The organism is Mesorhizobium sp. CNPSo 4684 (assembly GCF_057784315.1).
This window is the reverse complement of the sequence record NZ_JBWLUX010000018.1, coordinates 62,821-80,401: the sequence shown is the minus strand read 5'-3', so window position 1 is coordinate 80,401 and position 17,581 is coordinate 62,821. Positions and strand designations below refer to the sequence as shown.

The window sequence follows — 17,581 nt, the reverse complement described above, 5'->3', positions numbered from 1 at the left end:
TCGATCGTTTCCACAAATCTCCACTTCACCGTTAACAAAGGGTGCAAGGTGCAAAGCAATTCCAGGAAACATGCGTAGCGGTTTTCCGTCCGGATTTGTGTAAAAACAAATACTTAGGATCAGAGGTTCTATCAAACCGCTCTAAACCGCCCGATTTGATTTCTCCATCGCTCGCACCACCCTCAGCTGGGATCGTCTGATGAAATTGCCAATTGCATCGGCTCCGAGTGGGCGTCCCAGGAAATTGCCCTGCAGGCAATCGCAGTTCTCCTTGATAAGCCACCGCGCCTGCGCCGACGTCTCAACCCCCTCGGCGGTGACGCTTATTCCCAGGCCGTGCGCCAGATTTATGATCGATCGCACGATGGTCTGGCTTTTGAGATCGGTCCCCAGGTCCGCAATGAAGTACTGATCTATCTTCAACGTGTCGAAGGGAAAGTTCTTAAGATAGCTCAACGATGAGTAGTATGTTCCAAAATCGTCGAGCGATATTCGTATTCCCAAGACGTTCAGAGTGTTTAATGTGTCGATATTGTCGATCGTCTTCTCGAGAAGAACCGTTTCGGTTATCTCGAGTTCAAGTCGGTCGGCCCGGATTCCAACTGCGTCGATGACCTGGGCCACGGTGTCAGTCAGCGATCCGCTAAGGAACTGAGCAGGCGACAGGTTCACTGCGATCGTCAGCGAGGAGGGCCACGTCAATGCCTGGCGACAGGCCTCCTCAAGCACCCATCGGCCAATCTCGTCCATCAGACCGTCCGACTCGGCGATCGGTATGAACACGCCGGGTGGTATGATTCCGATCTCGGGGTGCCGCCACCGCAGTAGCGCTTCGAAACCGATCACCGACGCGGGAGACCGAATGAGGGGCTGATACTCCAGATAAAGCTCGCCCCGCTCCAGCGCGGTTCTAAGGTTGCGCCTCAGATTCTCGCGTTGCTCGAGCAGGAGCAGCATCGAACGGTTGAACGTTCGGGCGCAACCGCGTCCGTCCGTCTTGGCTGCGTAAAGAGCAATGTCCGCGGCTTTCATCAACTGCTCGCCATCGGTCCCGTGCTCCGGCCCGAAAGCAATTCCGATACTCGAGCCGACGAAGACGGGAATGCCATTGATGACGAACGGCTCCTTGAACGCGTCGACCAGAGATCCTGCGAGGCGCTCGGCTTCCGCTGGCTGATCCTTTCCCAATTGGATGACGGCGAACTCATCGCCGGCATAGCGGTATGCGGATTCGCCGTCCTGCAGCGCGTCGCGGATTCGACCCGCGGCGAGCTGAAGAAGCGTGTCGCCTGCTCCATGACCGAGCGTGTCGTTGACCGCTTTGAAATCGTCGAGGTCGATTTGCAGCAGGGCGGCTTTCGGCTTTGCTTCGCCGATGGCCGCCAGCGCTTGCTGTAGCCGCTCGCCGAATCGCCGCCGATTCTGCAGTCCTGTTAGCACGTCGTGCGTCGCGTGATGGAGCAGAGTTACATGCTCCTGCTCCTCCGCCGCGCTCCGCTCGCCGTGCCCCCTTGTCTCGATGATTCCCACACCATTCGCGGTGGCGAAGACGAAAACGGAACAGGGCACTTCGTCCGATGATCGCGGCAAGTCGATGTGTGCCGGGGTGCCGCCGTGGAACACACGAAGAAATTCGTCGCGGTACCTCGCATCGAGGAAGCTCGGGTAGATCTCCCAAACGGGGGCACCCGCCGCTACCGCGCCTCCGTACACGCCTTTGAGCTTGGTTGCGTAGTGCGTCAAACAAAAATCGCGGTCATAGAACGACAAAAGTTCGGTCGTGTTTGCCAAAAGGTCAGCGAGAAGCGCTTCGCCGGCACGTGGAACATCGCATGAGGAAGACCCCTCACTCTGCGTGCCGACGCCTGATGCCTCCGGGTGCAAGAGCCACCTCCATAGGCGGTGTTAATTCGCGTCCCCCAGTTCAGAAATAGCATAACTGCCAAACTTGGCAAACTTTCAACTGGCAGTCTTAACAAGTTCCTCATGCTGCATAGTCGCAATGTATGCTCCGCCGTGATTGGCGGCAAACTGTCGATAACGATGAACAGTCACAGTTGGTTAATAAATCGCAATTGGCTGTATGATGATGGCGCGGTCGACGCGACACGAATATTCTGGTTCATGATGCAGCATCGCCTTGGCCGCCCCCGGCAAGCCTGCTTGAACCTGCCACCTCAACATCGCCGATCCTGTTTCAATTTCCGAGCGCTTTGAGCCAACCTTCAAAGGAAGAGGCCTTCTGGTGTTCGGCATGCGAAGCAGAGTGGGCCGGGCGCGACAACACCACCGTGCTGCGGCCTTCGCGGGGGCTGTAACCGAATTCCTTGCTGAATGCCCGGCTGAAATTGGCCGCTGAACTAAACCCGAAGGCCTCGGCAATTTCAACAATTCGCCGGCTGTCCACCGGATCGCTGAGCGCAATATGCGCTGCCAGAAGCCGGCGGCTTTGGATGTAATGGAGAACTCCACCGCTTGGTTCGAACAACTGATAGAGACGGGAGCGCGAGACGCCGAGCGCCCGGCACATTGAATCCGGTGTCAGATGAGCCGCATCCAGATTCTGGTGGACGTATCTGCGCGCCCGCTCCATGAGCGCAACATTCGCCAGTTGTTCGGCGGCGGCAGCATGTTCCGCCGCAGGCCCGAGGCAGGCGATGATCATGCTGCGCGTTGCATGTACAATGCGAGGCAGATCGTCAGCCGTGAGGCTGCGCAGTCTTGCCTCTACGCTGTTAATGTAGCCGACCAGGAGGTTGGCAAAGTTGCCGGACAGAATTGAATTGTTCTTCGCGTCGAGGCTTGCCGCCGCATCGGCGAACAAATCACGCGGCATATACAGAAGGAGACTTTCAGAGTCCGTTGCCCTCCCGCGAAACGGGTAGCCGAGCGATCTGATCTCCAATTTGCCCGGCTGGCTTTCTGCCACGCGACGATCGACCTCCGTCCATGACCGGCCAGTATGGGGCAAGACGATGCACCAGTGATCGATCGAACTGGACCGGAGTTTTGCGGCAGAACGCATGTAACTGTGTGCCGCTGCGCGCTGCTGAACGATCAGCATGCCACCGAGGTTCCAGGCCGTGTGGTCGGCGGGAAAGCCATCGTCCGGCGATTTGTCATCCGGCAGTTTGACCTCGACAAGCGGAGCCATATGCGCTTGCCAGGCGGCGAATTGATCCTCTGGCGCCAGTTCGAGCGTTGAAAAGGACAAAGGCTCGAGCGCCGGCGCGAGTGGCGAAGCTGACTCGTTGTGAGGGTGAGCTTCGCGCGGCCAACGACGTCGATCACGCTCCGGCGGCTGCCTCGCAGGTGCCTCGTCTGGCTTTTTAGCGTCCATCGCGTGGTGCCATATCCGATTCGGGTATGCCCCATGCCCCTCTCAATCATGTGGTGTACTTCGGGCATCTGGCAAGACTTTGAGGCCGATATCGACAGACCAGCCAGATCCAGCCGTCGATGACCACAGCCGCAACCCTGCCAACTACAGCGGAACTCGCGTCGACAGGGCCGGCGATCGCGGCGAGTAACAGCAAGAAATGCATTCCGAGATAAGTTTCTGGATGCGACGCTAACGACACTCTTCAGCCCGCTGCATATAGAATTGAGCATTGTGGAAGCGTAGTTGGGGAGACCCTGTAAATGAACGCAAAGCTCAACAGCGAAGCTCGTCGCAAGATAATTCTTGACGGATACGTTAACAACGAGCCGTTGAAGGATATTGCGGCCAGGATCGGATGCTCACTGGCAAGTTTGAAAGTCACAGCCAGTAAAATCGGCTGCACTCGAACTCCGAAGGAGGCGGCCGATTTTAGGCGCGGCTTTCATATCCCGGAAAACAAGCGACAGGATTACTACCAGTTGATGAACATCGGTCAGTATAAAGCTCGCGAGTGCGCGGAAATTTTGGGATTGCTGACCGTTCAATCGTCAGGAAACGAGTAAACTCACCGCAATACACTGTCGACGATATTATCGCTGGAGCATTCCATCGCTTCAGCGGCTCGTCGGGCAGCGGGCCCTGAAAGGTTCGCACAAATGCTGCGTAGGCGTTCCAATCGCACCTGCCTCAGCCCTCACGATCTGGCTATTTGCGAACGCGTGTTCGATCAAGTCTGCGCGGATGAACATCTCAACCCTTTGGACCCGGACGCCGAAATCCTGGCGGTGATGGTTGTGGCCATTTTTCGAAATGCTCACACCGGCGAGCACGAACTGCTGGAAGCGGTCAGGTCTCGTCGGCAAAAAGTCGCGGAAAGCGGGCATTAGCGCACCGCTCGATCGCGTAGCCGAGCGGGTATGGCTGAGTGCATAAACAAAGCGGCTGGAACGTTTCTACCCGCCGTGCGTTGTGACTTACGGGGTGTGGCCGCTGTCTTTCGGCCGGCCATAGCGTTGGGAGGCGCATGGCAAAGGGATGTCCCAGGTCCAGACTGTGAAGCCCGTCGAAGCGGCAGCAGCGCCGCGGGTGTCGGATGCGTTCGCGCTGAAGCTCACCTCATCGGAACTCGCGACCACCATGTCACATTTTCATCGCGCCGAGATAGCCCGCATGGCCGGCTGGCGCGACCGTCTGGACCGCACCAGCAACTGGGCGATCACCGTCGTCGCCGCCATGCTCTCAGTCTCGCTGTCGACACCCAGCGCCCATCACGGCGTGCTGCTGTTCGCCATGCTGTTGATCACGCTGCTTCTGTGGATCGAGGCGCGGCGCTATCGCTTCTTCGACGTCTACCGGGCCAGGGTGCGCCAATTCGAGCGCTATTATTTCGCGCAGATTTTCTCGCCGCAGCCTGACTACGCCTCCAATTGGCTGGCCATCGTCGGCGAAGGCCTGCGTTCGCCACGCTTTTTGATCTCGCAGCGCGCGGCTTTGGTACGCCGGCTGCGCCGCAACTACATTTTTATGTACACGATCCTGATGCTGGCCTGGGTGCTGAAAATCACGACGCCCAGCCTGCAGCGCGAAGGATCGCCGATCGGCTTCGGCGCGTCATTTCTCGATGCCACGCGCGTGGCGCAGCTCGGCGCTGTTCCAGGCATCTATGTGGTGTGCATGGTCGGGTTGCTCTATGTCGGCATGCTTGCCGCCGCTTTCCTCATCTCGAGCGACGAGGGCGAGCTTTCGCATGGCACCGTGCATGTCTGAACATTGTCCCCGAAAGCGCAATCGGGTTTTGGATGCAATTGTTTCGCAGGCATACCGACGCGTGTCGGCTTAGCCGCGATGGCGCAGCGCATCGAGCGATATCACGGACAATGGGGCGTCATCGCCGGTCGCGTGCAGAGGATTGGCGAAGCCGCAGACCTTGCTCAGGGCAGCCGGTCCAACCCAAATTGCGCCCGAAATTCTTTGGTGTCGTTGCGGTTGGGATAGGGCTGGTCGGGCACTGGAACGCGCAGATGCGCGCACAGGGTTTCCCAGCCGTCGCCCAGTTTATGGACCAGCAGCCGCTCCCGCGGTACTGTCGCCATGACCGCCGCGACGTTGGCTTCATAGCGGGCAATCGCGGTCGCACGATCATGCGCCTTGCCGCCGAAGACCTGCTTGGCGATCAGGGAAATGCCAAGCGCCTCGTGATCCTGAAGCTGGCTGATGCCGGCCAGGATGGTCTTCTCGAAGCTCTGCCACCAGCTTTCCGGCGAGCGCCAGGTGAGGATGACCGAGGCATCGGGATAGACCTCGATCAGCTGGCGCCAGTAATGCGCCGATGGCCAGTCCATGCAGGAGGCATAGCCGGCAAACAGCTCGCTCCAATCAGGCGCAGCACCCTTCGCCAGTGCACGCCAGAGCCGCTTCTGCTCCTCGTTGGCGATGACTTCGGACATGTGATGACAGGGGCCCAGGCCGAGTATCGTCAGCGCTTCGCTCATCGAATCCGTTCCGGTGCGGCCAAAGCCCGTCCCGATCACCTTGATCGACATTTTTCCTCCCTGGCTCGAACCGCCGAGGTCGGTCAGCTGGCAGGTTGGCATCGCTCAGCGGCTGCACGATAGCAGCCTCTCCGCAGGAAGCGCCGCGTAGGCAGCAACTCTTCACTCTTCATCGTATATATCAGAACTGCGCCCGGGCCAGATTAGCCGCCAACGATAGATCTGTCCCACACAAAGATCGGTTGACCGGCCTCGGCCACGAAGCGACTATTCAGCCAGATTGCAGACCGCAGGAGGACATGAGATGGACGAACCCGATCGCTGGCGGCATATGGCGAGCGCGCCCAAGGACGGCAGCCGCATCCTGGTCACCGTGAGGCCGTCGGAACAGGGGCCGGCCGAGGTCGACCTCGCCTACTGGTCGCGCGCCGACCAGTTCGGTTCAGAAGGCTGGCGCTCTTCCGATTCGTCTCCGGGACGGGTGATCGAATATCCTGAACCCGAATTGAAATGCTGGATGCCGCTGCCGACGGCCAATCTGAGCCGGGCTTCGATGCCGGCGCCCTGGGACGGCGAGGACGCCCAGCAGCTCGACGGCTCCGGGATATGATCTCGGCCGAACGTTCCGCAGCATAAGACAAGCTGCCTGCCTATCTCGGCCGGCGTACCGCTCGCACCATGCCGCCTGGGCCGCCGCCGCAGAAGAAGCGGTCGCCGCCGTCGGATTCGAGCCCAGACACGCCCTTCCCCGCCGGCATGTCGAGCCGCTCCAGCACCTTTCCGGTTTGCGGGTCGACGCGCCGGACGTCGCTGTGGTCACCTTCCCAGGTGCCGTGCCACAGTTCGCCATCCACCCAGGTCACCCCGGTGACGAAGCGGTTGGATTCGATGGTGCGCAGGATTTTCCCGGTCTCGGGATCGATCTGGTGGATCTTGCGCTCCCGGTTCTGCCCAACCCACAGCGTGCCCTCGGCCCAGGTCATGCCGGAGTCGCGACCGCCGCCGGGCGCCGGGATGGTGGCCAGCACATGCCCCGTATCCGGATCGATCTTCTGGATGCGGTCGCCGGCGAGCTGGAACAGATGCCGGCCGTCATAGGCGGTGCCGGCATGGGCCGCGACATCGATCGCGCGTTTTGTTTCACCGTTTGCCGGATCGAAGGCGGTCAGCTTCTCTCCCGTGGCAAACCAGACATTTTGCCCGTCAAAGCTCACGCCATGCACGATGTCGACGTCAGGAAAGGGCCCGTATTCGCGCAGGATTTCGGCGGCTGAATGTTTCATGTCCTGGTCCTCGATCATGGTCACGGAGCCTTCCTAGCCGTTTGGCAGCGGTGCCGGGAGTAACAAGGTGGTCGTGAAACCGGCCACAGGCGGCGTCATCCAGCGGCGCGCCCGGCCGTGGCCGAACGACTGCACCTTGCCGGCCTCGGCCAGTTGCTCGAGCGCCCGTTGTACGCTGCGCTGGCCGGCGCCGAGCGCGAGCGCGAGCGCCGAGCTTGCCCAGGCTTCACCATCGGCCAGGAAGGCCAGCATCACCGCGTGCCGTTCCTCGATCGGCCGTGCCAGCACCACGACCGCGACGGGCTGACGCGGCGCCAGCGCAAAGCCTTGGCTGGTCGCCTCGATGCCGGCCAGCGGCCGCAATTCGGCGCGCAGCCGGCCGATCTCGACCCGCAGCCTGGCGCGATGCGATTCATCGGCGTGCCTGCCGCCAAAGGCGCGGGCGATCAGTGTTGCCCTCGGCACATCCACCGGCCACGCTTCGGCGAGCGCACGCACCAGTGCAAACAGCACCGGGCGCGTTGCCAGCGAGACCGTGGTTTCCTGCTTGCGCACGACATAGCGGAACGTATCGACGACCAGCGCCGACGACGTCTGCAGCGCCTCGACCTCTTCGAGCAGAACCGGTCGCTCTTCGCCATTGGCGATCAGCCGGGCCGCCGGCGTGTCGAGTGACAGGAAGGCGCTGTCGACCTCGGCCATAAGGCCCGGAATGCCGGCCCGGCGGGCGGCGTGGCGCGCCCATTCAAGGGCTGCGCGCGCGGCTTTCGTCTTGAGCCGGCGCATGGCGATGCCGGCAACGGCGAGTTCATGCGCGGCGCGTGAGGCGGGTGGCAGCGGCGCCGGGTCGAGCCCGGCCAGCACCTCTTCAGCCTCGTCGAGACGGCCGATGAGCAGCAGGCGGCGCACTTTGAGATGGCCGGCATGCGCGGCGTTCAGCCGGTCGGCGTGCCTTTCCAATGTCGCCCGCGCCGCATCGAGCGCCTTGGCCGGCCAGCCGAGGTCACGTGAGACCAGCGCGATCTCGGCTTCGGCGACGACGCATCTGGCGCGCGCCACCGCTTCTTTGGAGCCGAAGGCGCGGCCGGCCCGACGCAGCAGCAGCTTGGCGCGATCGAGATCGCCGAGCTGCGCCATCGCAATGCCGCGCAGCGCCAGCGCCGGCGCGTCCTCGCGCAGCGCGACGCGGTCGAGCGCGGCCAGCGGATCACCCGCCGCCAGCGCCAGCCCTGCCGCGGTGATCAGCGAGTCCATTCAAATCCCGTCACACTTGTAACTCCCACCTCCGCCGGTCATGGCCCTAACTTAAGTCACCGCCGCCAAGCAGCAAGCCGGGGCGGCAACCTGGCCATCTGGGCTGGCAGGAGACACCTCGGGCGGCGTTGACGGCAATATCGGCAGTCGCTAGCCTGAGCATCTCAGATGGTATTTTTAAGCTTCTCATTGGAGATAACTGACAATGCCTGCTTCCGAGGATCTTGAGCACACTGCGCGGCCCCGCCACCCCTGCTGCGGTGGGCCTCCGTCAAATCCCGTCACATTTGTAACTCCGCCCTCGCCGCCTTCCGGCCCTACCCTACCTCACGATCAGCAGGCAACGACAGGCCGCAACGGCGTAATGACCGGCAAAGGAGACGAGCAATGACCAAGCACGTGGCAATGAAGACCCCACCAATCGTTTCAAGGCAGGAATGGGAAGCGGAGCGCGAAAAGATGCTGGTGAAGGAAAAGGCGACGATGCGCGCCAGGGATGCGCTCTCGGCCGAACGCCGGCGGATGCCATGGATGGAAGTGGACAAGGCCTATGTGTTCGAAGGCCCCAACGGCAAGGCAAGCCTGCTCGACCTGTTCGAGGGCCGCCGCCAGCTGATCGTCTACCGCGCCTTCTACGAACCCGGCGTCTATGGCTGGCCCGAACATGCCTGCCGCGGCTGTTCACTCGGCGCCGACCAGGTCGGCCATCTCGCCCATCTCAACGCCCGCAACACCACGCTTGCCTACGCCTCGCGCGCGCCGCAGGCCGACATTGTCAGCCTGAAGCAGCGGATGGGCTGGCAGATGCCCTGGTACACAATCACCGACAGCTTCGACAAGGATTTCGGCGTCGACGAATGGCACGGCCACAACGTCTTCATCCAGGACGGCAAGAAGGTGTATCGCACCTACTTCATCAACAGCCGCGGCGACGAGGCGATGGGAACCGTCTGGAGTTACCTCGACGCCACGCCGCTCGGCCGCCAGGAGGTCTGGGAGGACTCGCCCGAAGGCTATCCGCAGACCGAGCTCTACAGCTGGTGGAACTGGCACGACAATTACGACGCCGGACCCGACAAGACATGGGAAGCGGTGGCCGCCGCCGGCGAAGCCGCGTTCCGGGATAAGGACGGCAAGTAAGGAGCGAGTTCCTCGCCCCCGCCGACGGCGGGGGAGAGGAACCCAACCTTTCGAAGGATGAGAACCATGAGCGATATCGGCACAGGCATCAGCAGCGAGATCCCTCAATCCATCGGCGCGACGCCTCTCGGCATCGCCGACTGGCTGTGCCTCGCCGCGGCGCCGACTTTCGCTGCGATGGCGTTGATTACCTGCATTCACACTGGCGACGGCATGATGTCGTGCCTGGGCGCCGATGCCTCCCTGCTCACCGGCATGCCGGTGATGTATCTCTTGATGAGCGCCTTCCATCTGGCGCCATGGTTGCGTGTGATTTCCGGCCGGCCGGCCCGGCAATAGTCCGGTTCGCCACTGCCATTCTGAACACCCCGCACGTCGGAGAGACACAATGAGGCTGGTCAGGCTGAGAGCGCCGGGCGGGTTGGACAAGCTCGACCTGGTCGAGGAGGATCAGCCCCGGCCTGGGCCAGGTGAGGTGCTGGTCAGGATCCGCGCCTGCTCGCTCAACATGCGCGACGATTTCGCCGTGCAAGGCAAGGTGCCGCTCGCAGACGGCCGCGTGCCGCTGTCGGACGGCGCCGGCGAGGTGATTTCCGTCGGCGACGGTGTCAATGTCTTCAAGTCAGGAGATAACGTCGTCAGCACCTTCTATCCCGGCTGGCTGGGCGGCGACATGACATCAGAGACAAGGCGCGACATTCCAGGAGACAGTTTCGACGGCTTCGCCAGCGAATATGTGTCCATGCCGGCGCAGGCCTTCACCAAGGCGCCGGCGGGCTATACGCATCTCGAGGCGGCAACGCTTACCTGCACGGGCGTTACCGCCTGGCGAGGCCTGGTGACGTGCGGCAAGGTGAAGCCCGGCGACACGGTGCTGATCCTCGGCACCGGCAGCGTGTCGCTGTTTGCGCTGCAATTTGCCAAGGCTGCCGGCGCCCGGGTCATCGCCACCTCGTCCAGTGAAGAGAAGCTGGAGAAGCTGAGACGCCTCGGGGCCGACAGCGTCATCAACTACAAGGCGGTGTCCGACTGGGGCGGCAAGGCGAGGGATTTGACCAACGGACGCGGTGTCGACCAGGTGATCGAGGTCGGCGGACCCGCGACGCTGGCGCAGTCGATCGCGGCCTGCCGCACAGGCGGGCACATCGCGCTCGTCGGCGTGCTGACCGGCTTTGCGGCCGAGGTTTCGATCCCGGCGCTGTTTTCGAACCAGATCCGCATCAGCGGAATTTCCATCGGCAGCAGGGCCGACCAGGAAGACATGATCCGGGCGATAGAGGTCAACCGTTTGAAGCCCGTCATCGACAGCAGCTTTCCACTGCAGGACATCGCCGCTGCCTTCAGGCACTACGAGACGCAAAAGCATTTCGGCAAGGTTTGCCTCGAAATTTGACCATCGCATCCTGCCGCAACCCACCAGTCCCTGGTGTCGGACAGCGCATTCAGCACGTTGATGTGACTGTGAGACTTGTCACATACCCGCTCTTGACGCGCGTGCTACTGCCACCACGGTCAGTCAGCGCCGAAAGAAATCGCCTGCCATGGTCTGGCGGTGACGGGCCTTTCACTTTATCCTGTGGCAGGTTGCATACGATCAACGGGCCTTGATGCCGCAAGCGGTGTTCTCGTCGGCGTCAGGCAGCGGCCAGGGGTTTTGCCATGCTCCGACTTTGCGGATTCATCGCGGCCTTCATCCTCGTCAGCCTCACGACCTTTGAGGCCTGCGCCGATCGAAGGGTCGCCCTCGTCATCGGCAATTCCGAATATCGTGACATCCCGGCACTCAAGAACCCGGCCAAGGATGCCGAGGACGTGTCGGCCACGTTCCGCCTGGCGGGCTTCGAGGTTTTCGTCGCCGAGAATCTCACCAAGCAGCAATTCGAAGGCCAGTTCCGGGACTACCTGGCCGCCGTCGACGGCGCTGATCTCGCCGTCGTCTACTATTCCGGGCACGGCTTTCAGATCGGCGGCGAGAATTTCCTGATACCGGTCGACGCCTCGTTGAAAAAGGCCGCCGACATCGAGGTCCAGGCCATCAAGCTCAACGATGTGCTGGAGCAATTGCGCTCGAAGTCGAAGATCCAGGTGATCATCCTCGATGCCTGCCGCAACAACCCCTTCCCGCGCAACAATTACTGGCTGCGTGACCAGCTTGTCACCGCCGGCAACACCGGACTGGCGCAGGTGCGCAGCTCGCTCAACACGCTGATTGCCTTCGCCACCGAACCGGGCGCCGTCGCCTATGACGGCAGCGGCGACCTCAGCCCGTTTTCATCGGCATTTTCACGCCGCGCGCTTGCGCCGAACCAGGAGATCCGCACGGTCATGTCGGCGGTGCGCCGCGATGTCGTGCAGGCCACCAACGGCATGCAGGTGCCTTGGGAAAATTCCTCGCTGATCGACGACGTGGTGCTGGTACGCCGCAGCAACCGGCCCTCGCTGCCGCCAGTGCTGGAGAAGGTCGTGCTGTCGGGGGTCGGCCCTGTCGCTCTCGGCCTTCCGGAGCCGCTCGATGTCGATGGCGGCGCTGTCAGCGTCAGCATCGAAAGGCCCCCCGCAATGGGCCGCCTGATGCTGGACGGCAAGGACGTCGCGGTGGGCGAACCGATCGCGGGCAAGGACCTGCCGCGCCTGCAGATGGATGTCCCAAAGGGGGCCGCCACGCAGGACGAGGTTGATATGCTCGCCTATGCCACGCATGACAGTTGGGGCGGCGGAAGCCAGGGCATATTGGTGTTCCGCGTCAAGAGCGGCGAAGGCGCCGCCGGCCAGCAGATCATGGCTTCGCTCGAGGCCGAGCAGAAGCAGCAGGTGCTGGAGCGCGGCATCCACATCACCGGTGCCGCCGAAGCGATCGAGAACCACAAACTCGATGTTCCCGTCGGCGTTGGCCCTGTTGCGCTCAATCTGGATTTCCCGACCGACGATCCGGCGGTCAGCCTGAAGGTCTCGGGCTATCCGGCAACGGGAACGCTGTCGCTGCCTGATCGGACGTTGTCGCCGCAATCCAGCCTTCTGGCCGGTGAAGTCGACCATCTTCGCTACGAGCCGCAGATCGGCGCCGGAGCGCCGGTCGAGGTCGGCTTCGAAATCCGGGCCGACAGCAATTCGTCGAAGCCCGCGACGATGAAGCTGTCGCCGACGGTCGACGCTTGCGATACCGCCGCCGGCGAGCCTCTCGACCTGCAAGGAGTGGTGCCCGGCCTGCTGCCGAACGAGATCGGCGCCGGTGCTGTTGCGGCCTGCGAGGCCGCGGTGAAAACCTATCCCGATGTCGCTCGCTTCCGCTACGAGCTCGGCCGCGCGCTGCTAGCTGCCGGTAAGGTCGCCGAGGCCAAGACAGCCATCGAGGACGCCGCCAAGAAGGGGCATGTGCGCGCCGTCTTCGAACTCGGCTATCTCAACGCAACAGGGACCGGAACGCCCATCGACCGCACCCAGGCCAACGCTCTCTACAAGGCTGCCGCCGACAAGGGCGATCCCTACGGAATGACCTCGTGGGGCCGCGCTTTGTTCAACGGCTACGGCGTCAACCGCGACACGGCCAAGGGCCTGGACCTGCTGCTCAAGGCGGCGGCCATGGGGCACACCTATGCCATGAACGATCTGGCCGCGATCTTCACCGAGGGCCGCAACGGCGTGCCTGCCGATCCGGCCCGCGCCGTCGCCTTCCTGCAGGCGGGCGTGCAGCGCCAGGACATGTATTCGATGAACCTGCTCGGCCGCAATTACCTCGCCGGCCAGGGCATCGACAAGGATCCGAAAACGGCGCAGGCGCTGTTCCAGCAGGCCACCGATCTTGGCCAGCCCTACGCTCCCGGCAGCCTCGCCCGCATGTACAGGGATGGCGTGGGCGTGCGCCAGGATCCGGCGGAAGCGCAAAGACTGTTCGAACTGGCAACCGCGCGCGGCGATCCGTCCAGCGCCTATGATCGCGCCGCACTCGAAATGGCGAAAGGCGACACGGCCGATCAGGCCGTTGCTGTGCGTTTCCTGGCATTCGCCGTTGCACTCGATCTGCGCAAGGAGCTTCCGGACGCCAAAAAAGGCCTGGCGCAGTTCGGCACGAAGCCAAAAACGGCGGCCCTGGACGCGCTGCGTCAAGAGCTGAAGTCGAAGACCCCGCTGTCCGGTTCGCTGGACACGCAACTGGTCAAAGCGGCCCGGGGGGTCTGGGAAGAAGCCAATCCGCGTCGGGACTTGTTTTGAACAATGGAGGCCATGGTGGGCAAGGCATTCAAGCAGGCATTCATCGGGACAATTTTCTCCGGCGTTCTGGCCGGGCTCATGGGCTGCACCTCGGTGTCGCCGATGTTTGAGCCGGCGCCGCCCGTGAAACATCGCAAGGTGGTTCGCGTAGCGCCCCAGCCAAAGGTGGTCCGATACAAGAAGGCGACTACCGGCAAAGTGATCAAGCCGGCCGAGGAGGCACCCCAAAAGCCGCCGGTTATTCCTGCTCTCGGCGGCGGTGGCGGCGGCGGCGGCGGTGGCGGCGGCGGCTGGGGATGAGATCGTCAACCAAAGGGCGGCGCGCGCTCAACGGCCCCAAAAGGGTCTTGCTGAATTCCGCATGAGCCTTGGACAGCGTCAAGCCGACGCCGTCCATCCACGTATCGCATTGGTTGGCCGGCGGATAATTCGGCGCAGAGCGGCGCGGAAAACGCGACCGACGAACGCTGCCAGTGCCGAGGCTAAGACCGCCACCGGATCGAGCCTGCGAGCCGTCGATGCCCGATGGGCTTGTTGCGTTTCGAGATAGCGAGCCAGCGCAATGTCGTGACGCGATGGTGCGCCAAGCTCTTGCAGGTCGCGCCCAGGGTTGTCATGCCAGATGGGCCATTCGGTCGAGCCAGGGTGATGCACGGTATCCTCCTGCGAAAAGAGAGCCAGTGCGGCCAATCTCCTCAACCGTCGTGAGAAACGCGTGGGAACCTGCGTGATGGAATCGTGAAAAGCGCCTCGGCGGCGGAATAATTGTTGAAATGGAGTGAGCTTGAGCGGATCGTCGTCATGCTGTGACCGTGGCGGGATCCGATGACCGGACCTTATCTTCACCTGCTGGGTGGTTTCGACTTTGCCGGGGCCGCGGTTCCGGCCATCAGCCGCAAGGCGCGTGCGATGGTCGCCTATCTCGCACTACAGTCGGGGCATTCGCAGTCGCGCGAGAAGCTGGCGACCCTGCTCTGGGGCATCAACGGCGAGGCGCAGGCGCGAATGAGCCTGCGGCAAGCGGTATCGTCCGTCAGGAAGGCCATGCAGGCATGCGGCGGCGGCCGCTTCCTTACCGACGGCGACAGCGTCGCTCTGCATCTCGACGACCTTGATTTCGATGTCGCGCGGTTCGAGGCGCTGGTCGCCAGCCCGGCACCCGAAGACCTCGAACTGGCGCTCAATGTCTACCGTGGCGACCTGCTCGACGGCTTCGGCCTGAAGGCGGAGCCATTCGAGGACTGGCTGAGGATCGAACGCGAGCGGCTGCGGGCTTTGGCCGTCGCGGCACTCGACAGGCTGGTCGCGCATTATGCCGCGACGAACGATCCTGCCGCATGCGTGCGCGTGGCGACGCGTCTGCTGGCCATGGAGCCGCTGAGAGAGGACGTCCACCGTGCCCTGATGCGCGCCTATGCGGCGCAAGGCAGGACCAATCTCGCGCTGAAGCAATACGAGCACTGCCGCACTGCGCTTCAACGCGATCTCAAGCTGCAGCCCGAGCCGGAGACGCGGCAATTGTTCGAGACGCTGCGCACACGCCGAACGATAGCGCCGGCACAGCCACCCACGACCGATGCGGATGACGCCACCGGCTTCAGTCACCAACCCGCGCGACCGCAGACCCGCTACGTCAAATCGGCGGGGGTCAACATTGCCTATCAGGTCACGGGCGACGGCCCTATCGACCTGATCTATGTCTCGGGATGGGTGTCCAACCTCGACCTTGCCTGGGACTCGCCGCGGCTTGCGCATGTGCTCAGGCGTCTCGGCCGCTTTTCGCGCCTGATCCGCACGGACAAACGCGGCACCGGTTTGTCCGACCGCAATGTCGGCTTGCCGACGCTGGAAGAACGCATGGAAGACATGCGGGCGGTGCTCGATGCGGTCGGTTCCAAGCGCACGGTTCTGTTCGGCAGTTCCGAGGGCGGCCCGATGTGCATGCTGTTCGCGGCGACTTACCCCGAGCGCACCGCCGCACTTGTGCTCAACGGAACCTATGCCAGCGGCAGACGGCTGCGGGACTATCCCTGGGGAAGGACGGGGCAAGAAGTGGAGGAAGACCTCGCCGCCATCGAAAGACAGTGGGGCGAGCCGGCCGACATGAGCAATGCGGCCCCCAGCCTGATGAACGACGCATTCGAACGGGAATGGTTCGCCGCCTATCTCAGGAACTCGGCCTCACCGGCGGAGGCGATCGCGCTCTGGCGCTGGGGTACTGAAATCGATGTCCGCGATATCCTGCCGGCCATTCACGTGCCGACCCTGATCGCCCAGGCAACGGGCGACCGCTGGGTGAACGCGGAAGAAGGGCGCTTCCTGGCAGCGAGTATCGAAGGCGCCAGACATATCGAGTTCGCCGGCCGCGACCACGTGATCTGGGGCGAGAATTCCGATCGCCTTGTCGACGAAATCCAGGCTTTCGTCACCGGCGCCTTGCCGGCGGCTCCAGGCGAACGGCTGCTGGTGTCGGTGCTGTCCCTAGATATGACGGGCTCGCCTTTGGGCATCGAGCCGGCCGAGCGGCACGCCGAGGCGCTCCATGGTGAACTCCTCGCGGCCGAAGGCAGAGAGATCAGCCGAGCTGACGGCAAGGTGCTCGCGGTCTTCCAGCGGCCAACGCGGTCGATCCAGTGCGCAATCGCCATTCGCGATCGCTTGCGGCGATCCGGTGTCGAGGTTCGCTCGGCGGTGCATATCGGCGAGTGCGAGCAGCGCGGCCATCAATTTTCCGGCGCGGCGATCGAGCTGTCGTTGCGGCTGCTGGGTCATGCGCGGCCGGGCGAAATCATCGCGTCACGCACGGTGCGCGATCTCGTGGTCGGCTCCGGCCTGCGGTTCGAGGAGCGTGGCGAAATGGCAGCAATCGGGCTGCCCGGCGCGTTTCCGTTCTATTCGGTCGATGGTTCGACTTAAGCGCTGATCACCTTTTCCCCGCCCCAAACCGCAGCCCGTCCATCAGCAGCTTGACCAGCCGGCGTGAGCGGTCGCGCCAGTCCTTGGTGTCGGGGGCCGAGTAGATGCCGCCGAGCGCATGCAGCACATCGGAGGCGTCGACGTCGCCGCGGATCGAGCCTTCGGCCGCAGCCGCCTCGACCAGTTGCCGCAAGGCCAGCGACACCCGGCCCGACAAGTCGGAAAACACGGCGGAATTGGTGTTGAACAGGATGCGAAGACTGGCCGCCAGGCCACGCTTGGTGGCGATGTAATCGACGAAGCGCTGCATCCACTGTTCCAGCGCCATATCGGCCGGATGGTGGCTGGCGAGGTCATCGGCAGCCGCGCAGAGCGCCTCGACTTCGCGCCGGTAGACCACCTCGACCAGATGCTCGCGGGTTGGGAAATGCCGGTAGAGCGTGCCGATGCCGACGCCCGCCTGGCGCGCGATCTCCTCCAGCGAAGCATCGACGCCCTGCCCGGCAAAAGCCGTCGCCGCCACCTCGACCAGCCGGTCGCGGTTGCGCTGCGCGTCGGCGCGCAGCGGCTTCGGCGCTGCGGCTTCGCGCGCACCTTGGGCGGTTGTTGTCTGCTGGTCGTCCAATTTTTTCTCCACTCAACGCACATATGGGGCTTGAACCGGGACAGTTCAGCCCCCACGTTAAATAAACGGAGGCGCCTCCGCTTTAGTGGAGTGCTTTCATCATATAACCAAGGGAAGCAGTATGTCACGTGTTGAAGGACTGAAAGCTTCCCCTGCCCGCTGGAGAACGGCGAAAGCCGTGGCGAGCGTAATCTCCCCCCTTGAGGGGGAGAATGTCGCCGAAGGCGACAGAGGGGGTCGGCTCGACCGGGCGCGACCACCTGCGGCAGATGGGGTTAGC

General features: G+C 63.0%; 16 protein-coding genes. 10 read left to right on the top strand and 6 right to left on the bottom strand.

Going from position 1 to position 17,581, the window contains the following annotated elements:
• Nucleotides 1–141 precede the first annotated feature (141 nt).
• Together AC04SG_RS18515 and AC04SG_RS18510 are read right to left on the bottom strand one after the other, a co-directional pair.
• Nucleotides 142–1,791, bottom strand: coding sequence for a putative bifunctional diguanylate cyclase/phosphodiesterase (locus AC04SG_RS18515; RefSeq protein ID WP_488552263.1), 1,650 nt, complete (start codon nt 1,789–1,791; stop codon nt 142–144).
• Nucleotides 1,792–2,197: 406 nt separating this feature from the next.
• Nucleotides 2,198–3,340, bottom strand: coding sequence for a helix-turn-helix domain-containing protein (locus AC04SG_RS18510; protein ID WP_488552207.1), 1,143 nt, complete (start codon nt 3,338–3,340; stop codon nt 2,198–2,200).
• 302 nt (nt 3,341–3,642) lie between these two features.
• Between AC04SG_RS18510 and AC04SG_RS18505 the strand changes: the two genes are divergently transcribed.
• The 3 genes from AC04SG_RS18505 (at nt 3,643) to AC04SG_RS18495 (ending at nt 5,149) form a co-directional block, all read left to right on the top strand.
• The gene (locus AC04SG_RS18505) at nt 3,643–3,945 is read left to right on the top strand and encodes a hypothetical protein (protein ID WP_352560664.1); all 303 of its coding nucleotides are present in this window, start codon (nt 3,643–3,645) and stop codon (nt 3,943–3,945) included.
• Nucleotides 3,946–4,038: 93 nt separating this feature from the next.
• Nucleotides 4,039–4,269, top strand: a complete 231-nt coding sequence (locus AC04SG_RS18500; RefSeq protein WP_488552206.1) for a hypothetical protein — start codon at nt 4,039–4,041, stop codon at nt 4,267–4,269.
• A 148-nt stretch (nt 4,270–4,417) separates the two neighbouring features.
• Nucleotides 4,418–5,149, top strand: coding sequence for a DUF2270 domain-containing protein (locus AC04SG_RS18495; RefSeq protein ID WP_488552205.1), 732 nt, complete (start codon nt 4,418–4,420; stop codon nt 5,147–5,149).
• Between the two features lie 164 nt (nt 5,150–5,313).
• Here the strand turns inward: AC04SG_RS18495 and AC04SG_RS18490 are convergent, their stop codons facing one another.
• Complete coding sequence (locus AC04SG_RS18490) at nt 5,314–5,925, bottom strand: sulfotransferase family protein (protein ID WP_488552204.1); 612 nt, start codon at nt 5,923–5,925, stop codon at nt 5,314–5,316.
• 253 nt (nt 5,926–6,178) lie between these two features.
• On the opposite strand from AC04SG_RS18490, the gene AC04SG_RS18485 reads away from it, so the two are divergent.
• Nucleotides 6,179–6,484 carry a hypothetical protein gene (locus AC04SG_RS18485; protein WP_488552203.1) on the top strand — a complete coding sequence of 102 codons (306 nt, stop codon included), beginning with the start codon at nt 6,179–6,181 and terminating at the stop codon, nt 6,482–6,484.
• A gap of 40 nt (nt 6,485–6,524) precedes the next feature.
• Here AC04SG_RS18485 and AC04SG_RS18480 read toward each other — a convergent pair whose 3' ends face one another.
• Together AC04SG_RS18480 and AC04SG_RS18475 are read right to left on the bottom strand one after the other, a co-directional pair.
• Entirely contained in the window at nt 6,525–7,157 is a 633-nt protein-coding gene (locus tag AC04SG_RS18480) for a Vgb family protein (RefSeq protein ID WP_488552262.1), read from the bottom strand.
• Between the two features lie 33 nt (nt 7,158–7,190).
• The gene (locus AC04SG_RS18475) at nt 7,191–8,411 is read right to left on the bottom strand and encodes a helix-turn-helix domain-containing protein (protein WP_488552202.1); all 1,221 of its coding nucleotides are present in this window, start codon (nt 8,409–8,411) and stop codon (nt 7,191–7,193) included.
• A 387-nt stretch (nt 8,412–8,798) separates the two neighbouring features.
• Between AC04SG_RS18475 and AC04SG_RS18470 the strand changes: the two genes are divergently transcribed.
• The 6 genes from AC04SG_RS18470 to AC04SG_RS18445 all read left to right on the top strand — a co-directional run bounded on the left by AC04SG_RS18470 (nt 8,799) and on the right by AC04SG_RS18445 (nt 16,676).
• Complete coding sequence (locus AC04SG_RS18470) at nt 8,799–9,551, top strand: DUF899 domain-containing protein (protein ID WP_488552201.1); 753 nt, start codon at nt 8,799–8,801, stop codon at nt 9,549–9,551.
• A 66-nt stretch (nt 9,552–9,617) separates the two neighbouring features.
• Nucleotides 9,618–9,890: a hypothetical protein gene (locus AC04SG_RS18465; RefSeq protein ID WP_488552200.1), complete on the top strand. Its 273-nt coding sequence runs from the start codon at nt 9,618–9,620 to the stop codon at nt 9,888–9,890.
• A gap of 49 nt (nt 9,891–9,939) precedes the next feature.
• On the top strand, nt 9,940–10,944 hold the full coding sequence (locus AC04SG_RS18460; RefSeq protein WP_488552199.1) for a zinc-dependent alcohol dehydrogenase family protein: 1,005 nt from the start codon (nt 9,940–9,942) through the stop codon (nt 10,942–10,944).
• 266 nt (nt 10,945–11,210) lie between these two features.
• A complete protein-coding gene (locus AC04SG_RS18455; protein ID WP_488552198.1) occupies nt 11,211–13,760 on the top strand; it encodes a caspase family protein in 2,550 nt (849 codons plus the stop codon).
• Nucleotides 13,761–13,772: 12 nt separating this feature from the next.
• Nucleotides 13,773–14,060 (top strand): hypothetical protein, encoded by a 288-nt coding sequence (locus tag AC04SG_RS18450; RefSeq protein ID WP_488552197.1) that lies wholly within the window; start codon nt 13,773–13,775, stop codon nt 14,058–14,060.
• A gap of 525 nt (nt 14,061–14,585) precedes the next feature.
• The gene (locus tag AC04SG_RS18445) at nt 14,586–16,676 is read left to right on the top strand and encodes a bifunctional AfsR/SARP family transcriptional regulator/alpha/beta hydrolase (protein WP_488552196.1); all 2,091 of its coding nucleotides are present in this window, start codon (nt 14,586–14,588) and stop codon (nt 16,674–16,676) included.
• A gap of 7 nt (nt 16,677–16,683) precedes the next feature.
• Here AC04SG_RS18445 and AC04SG_RS18440 read toward each other — a convergent pair whose 3' ends face one another.
• On the bottom strand, nt 16,684–17,301 hold the full coding sequence (locus tag AC04SG_RS18440; RefSeq protein WP_488552195.1) for a TetR/AcrR family transcriptional regulator: 618 nt from the start codon (nt 17,299–17,301) through the stop codon (nt 16,684–16,686).
• Nucleotides 17,302–17,581: the final 280 nt, after the last annotated feature.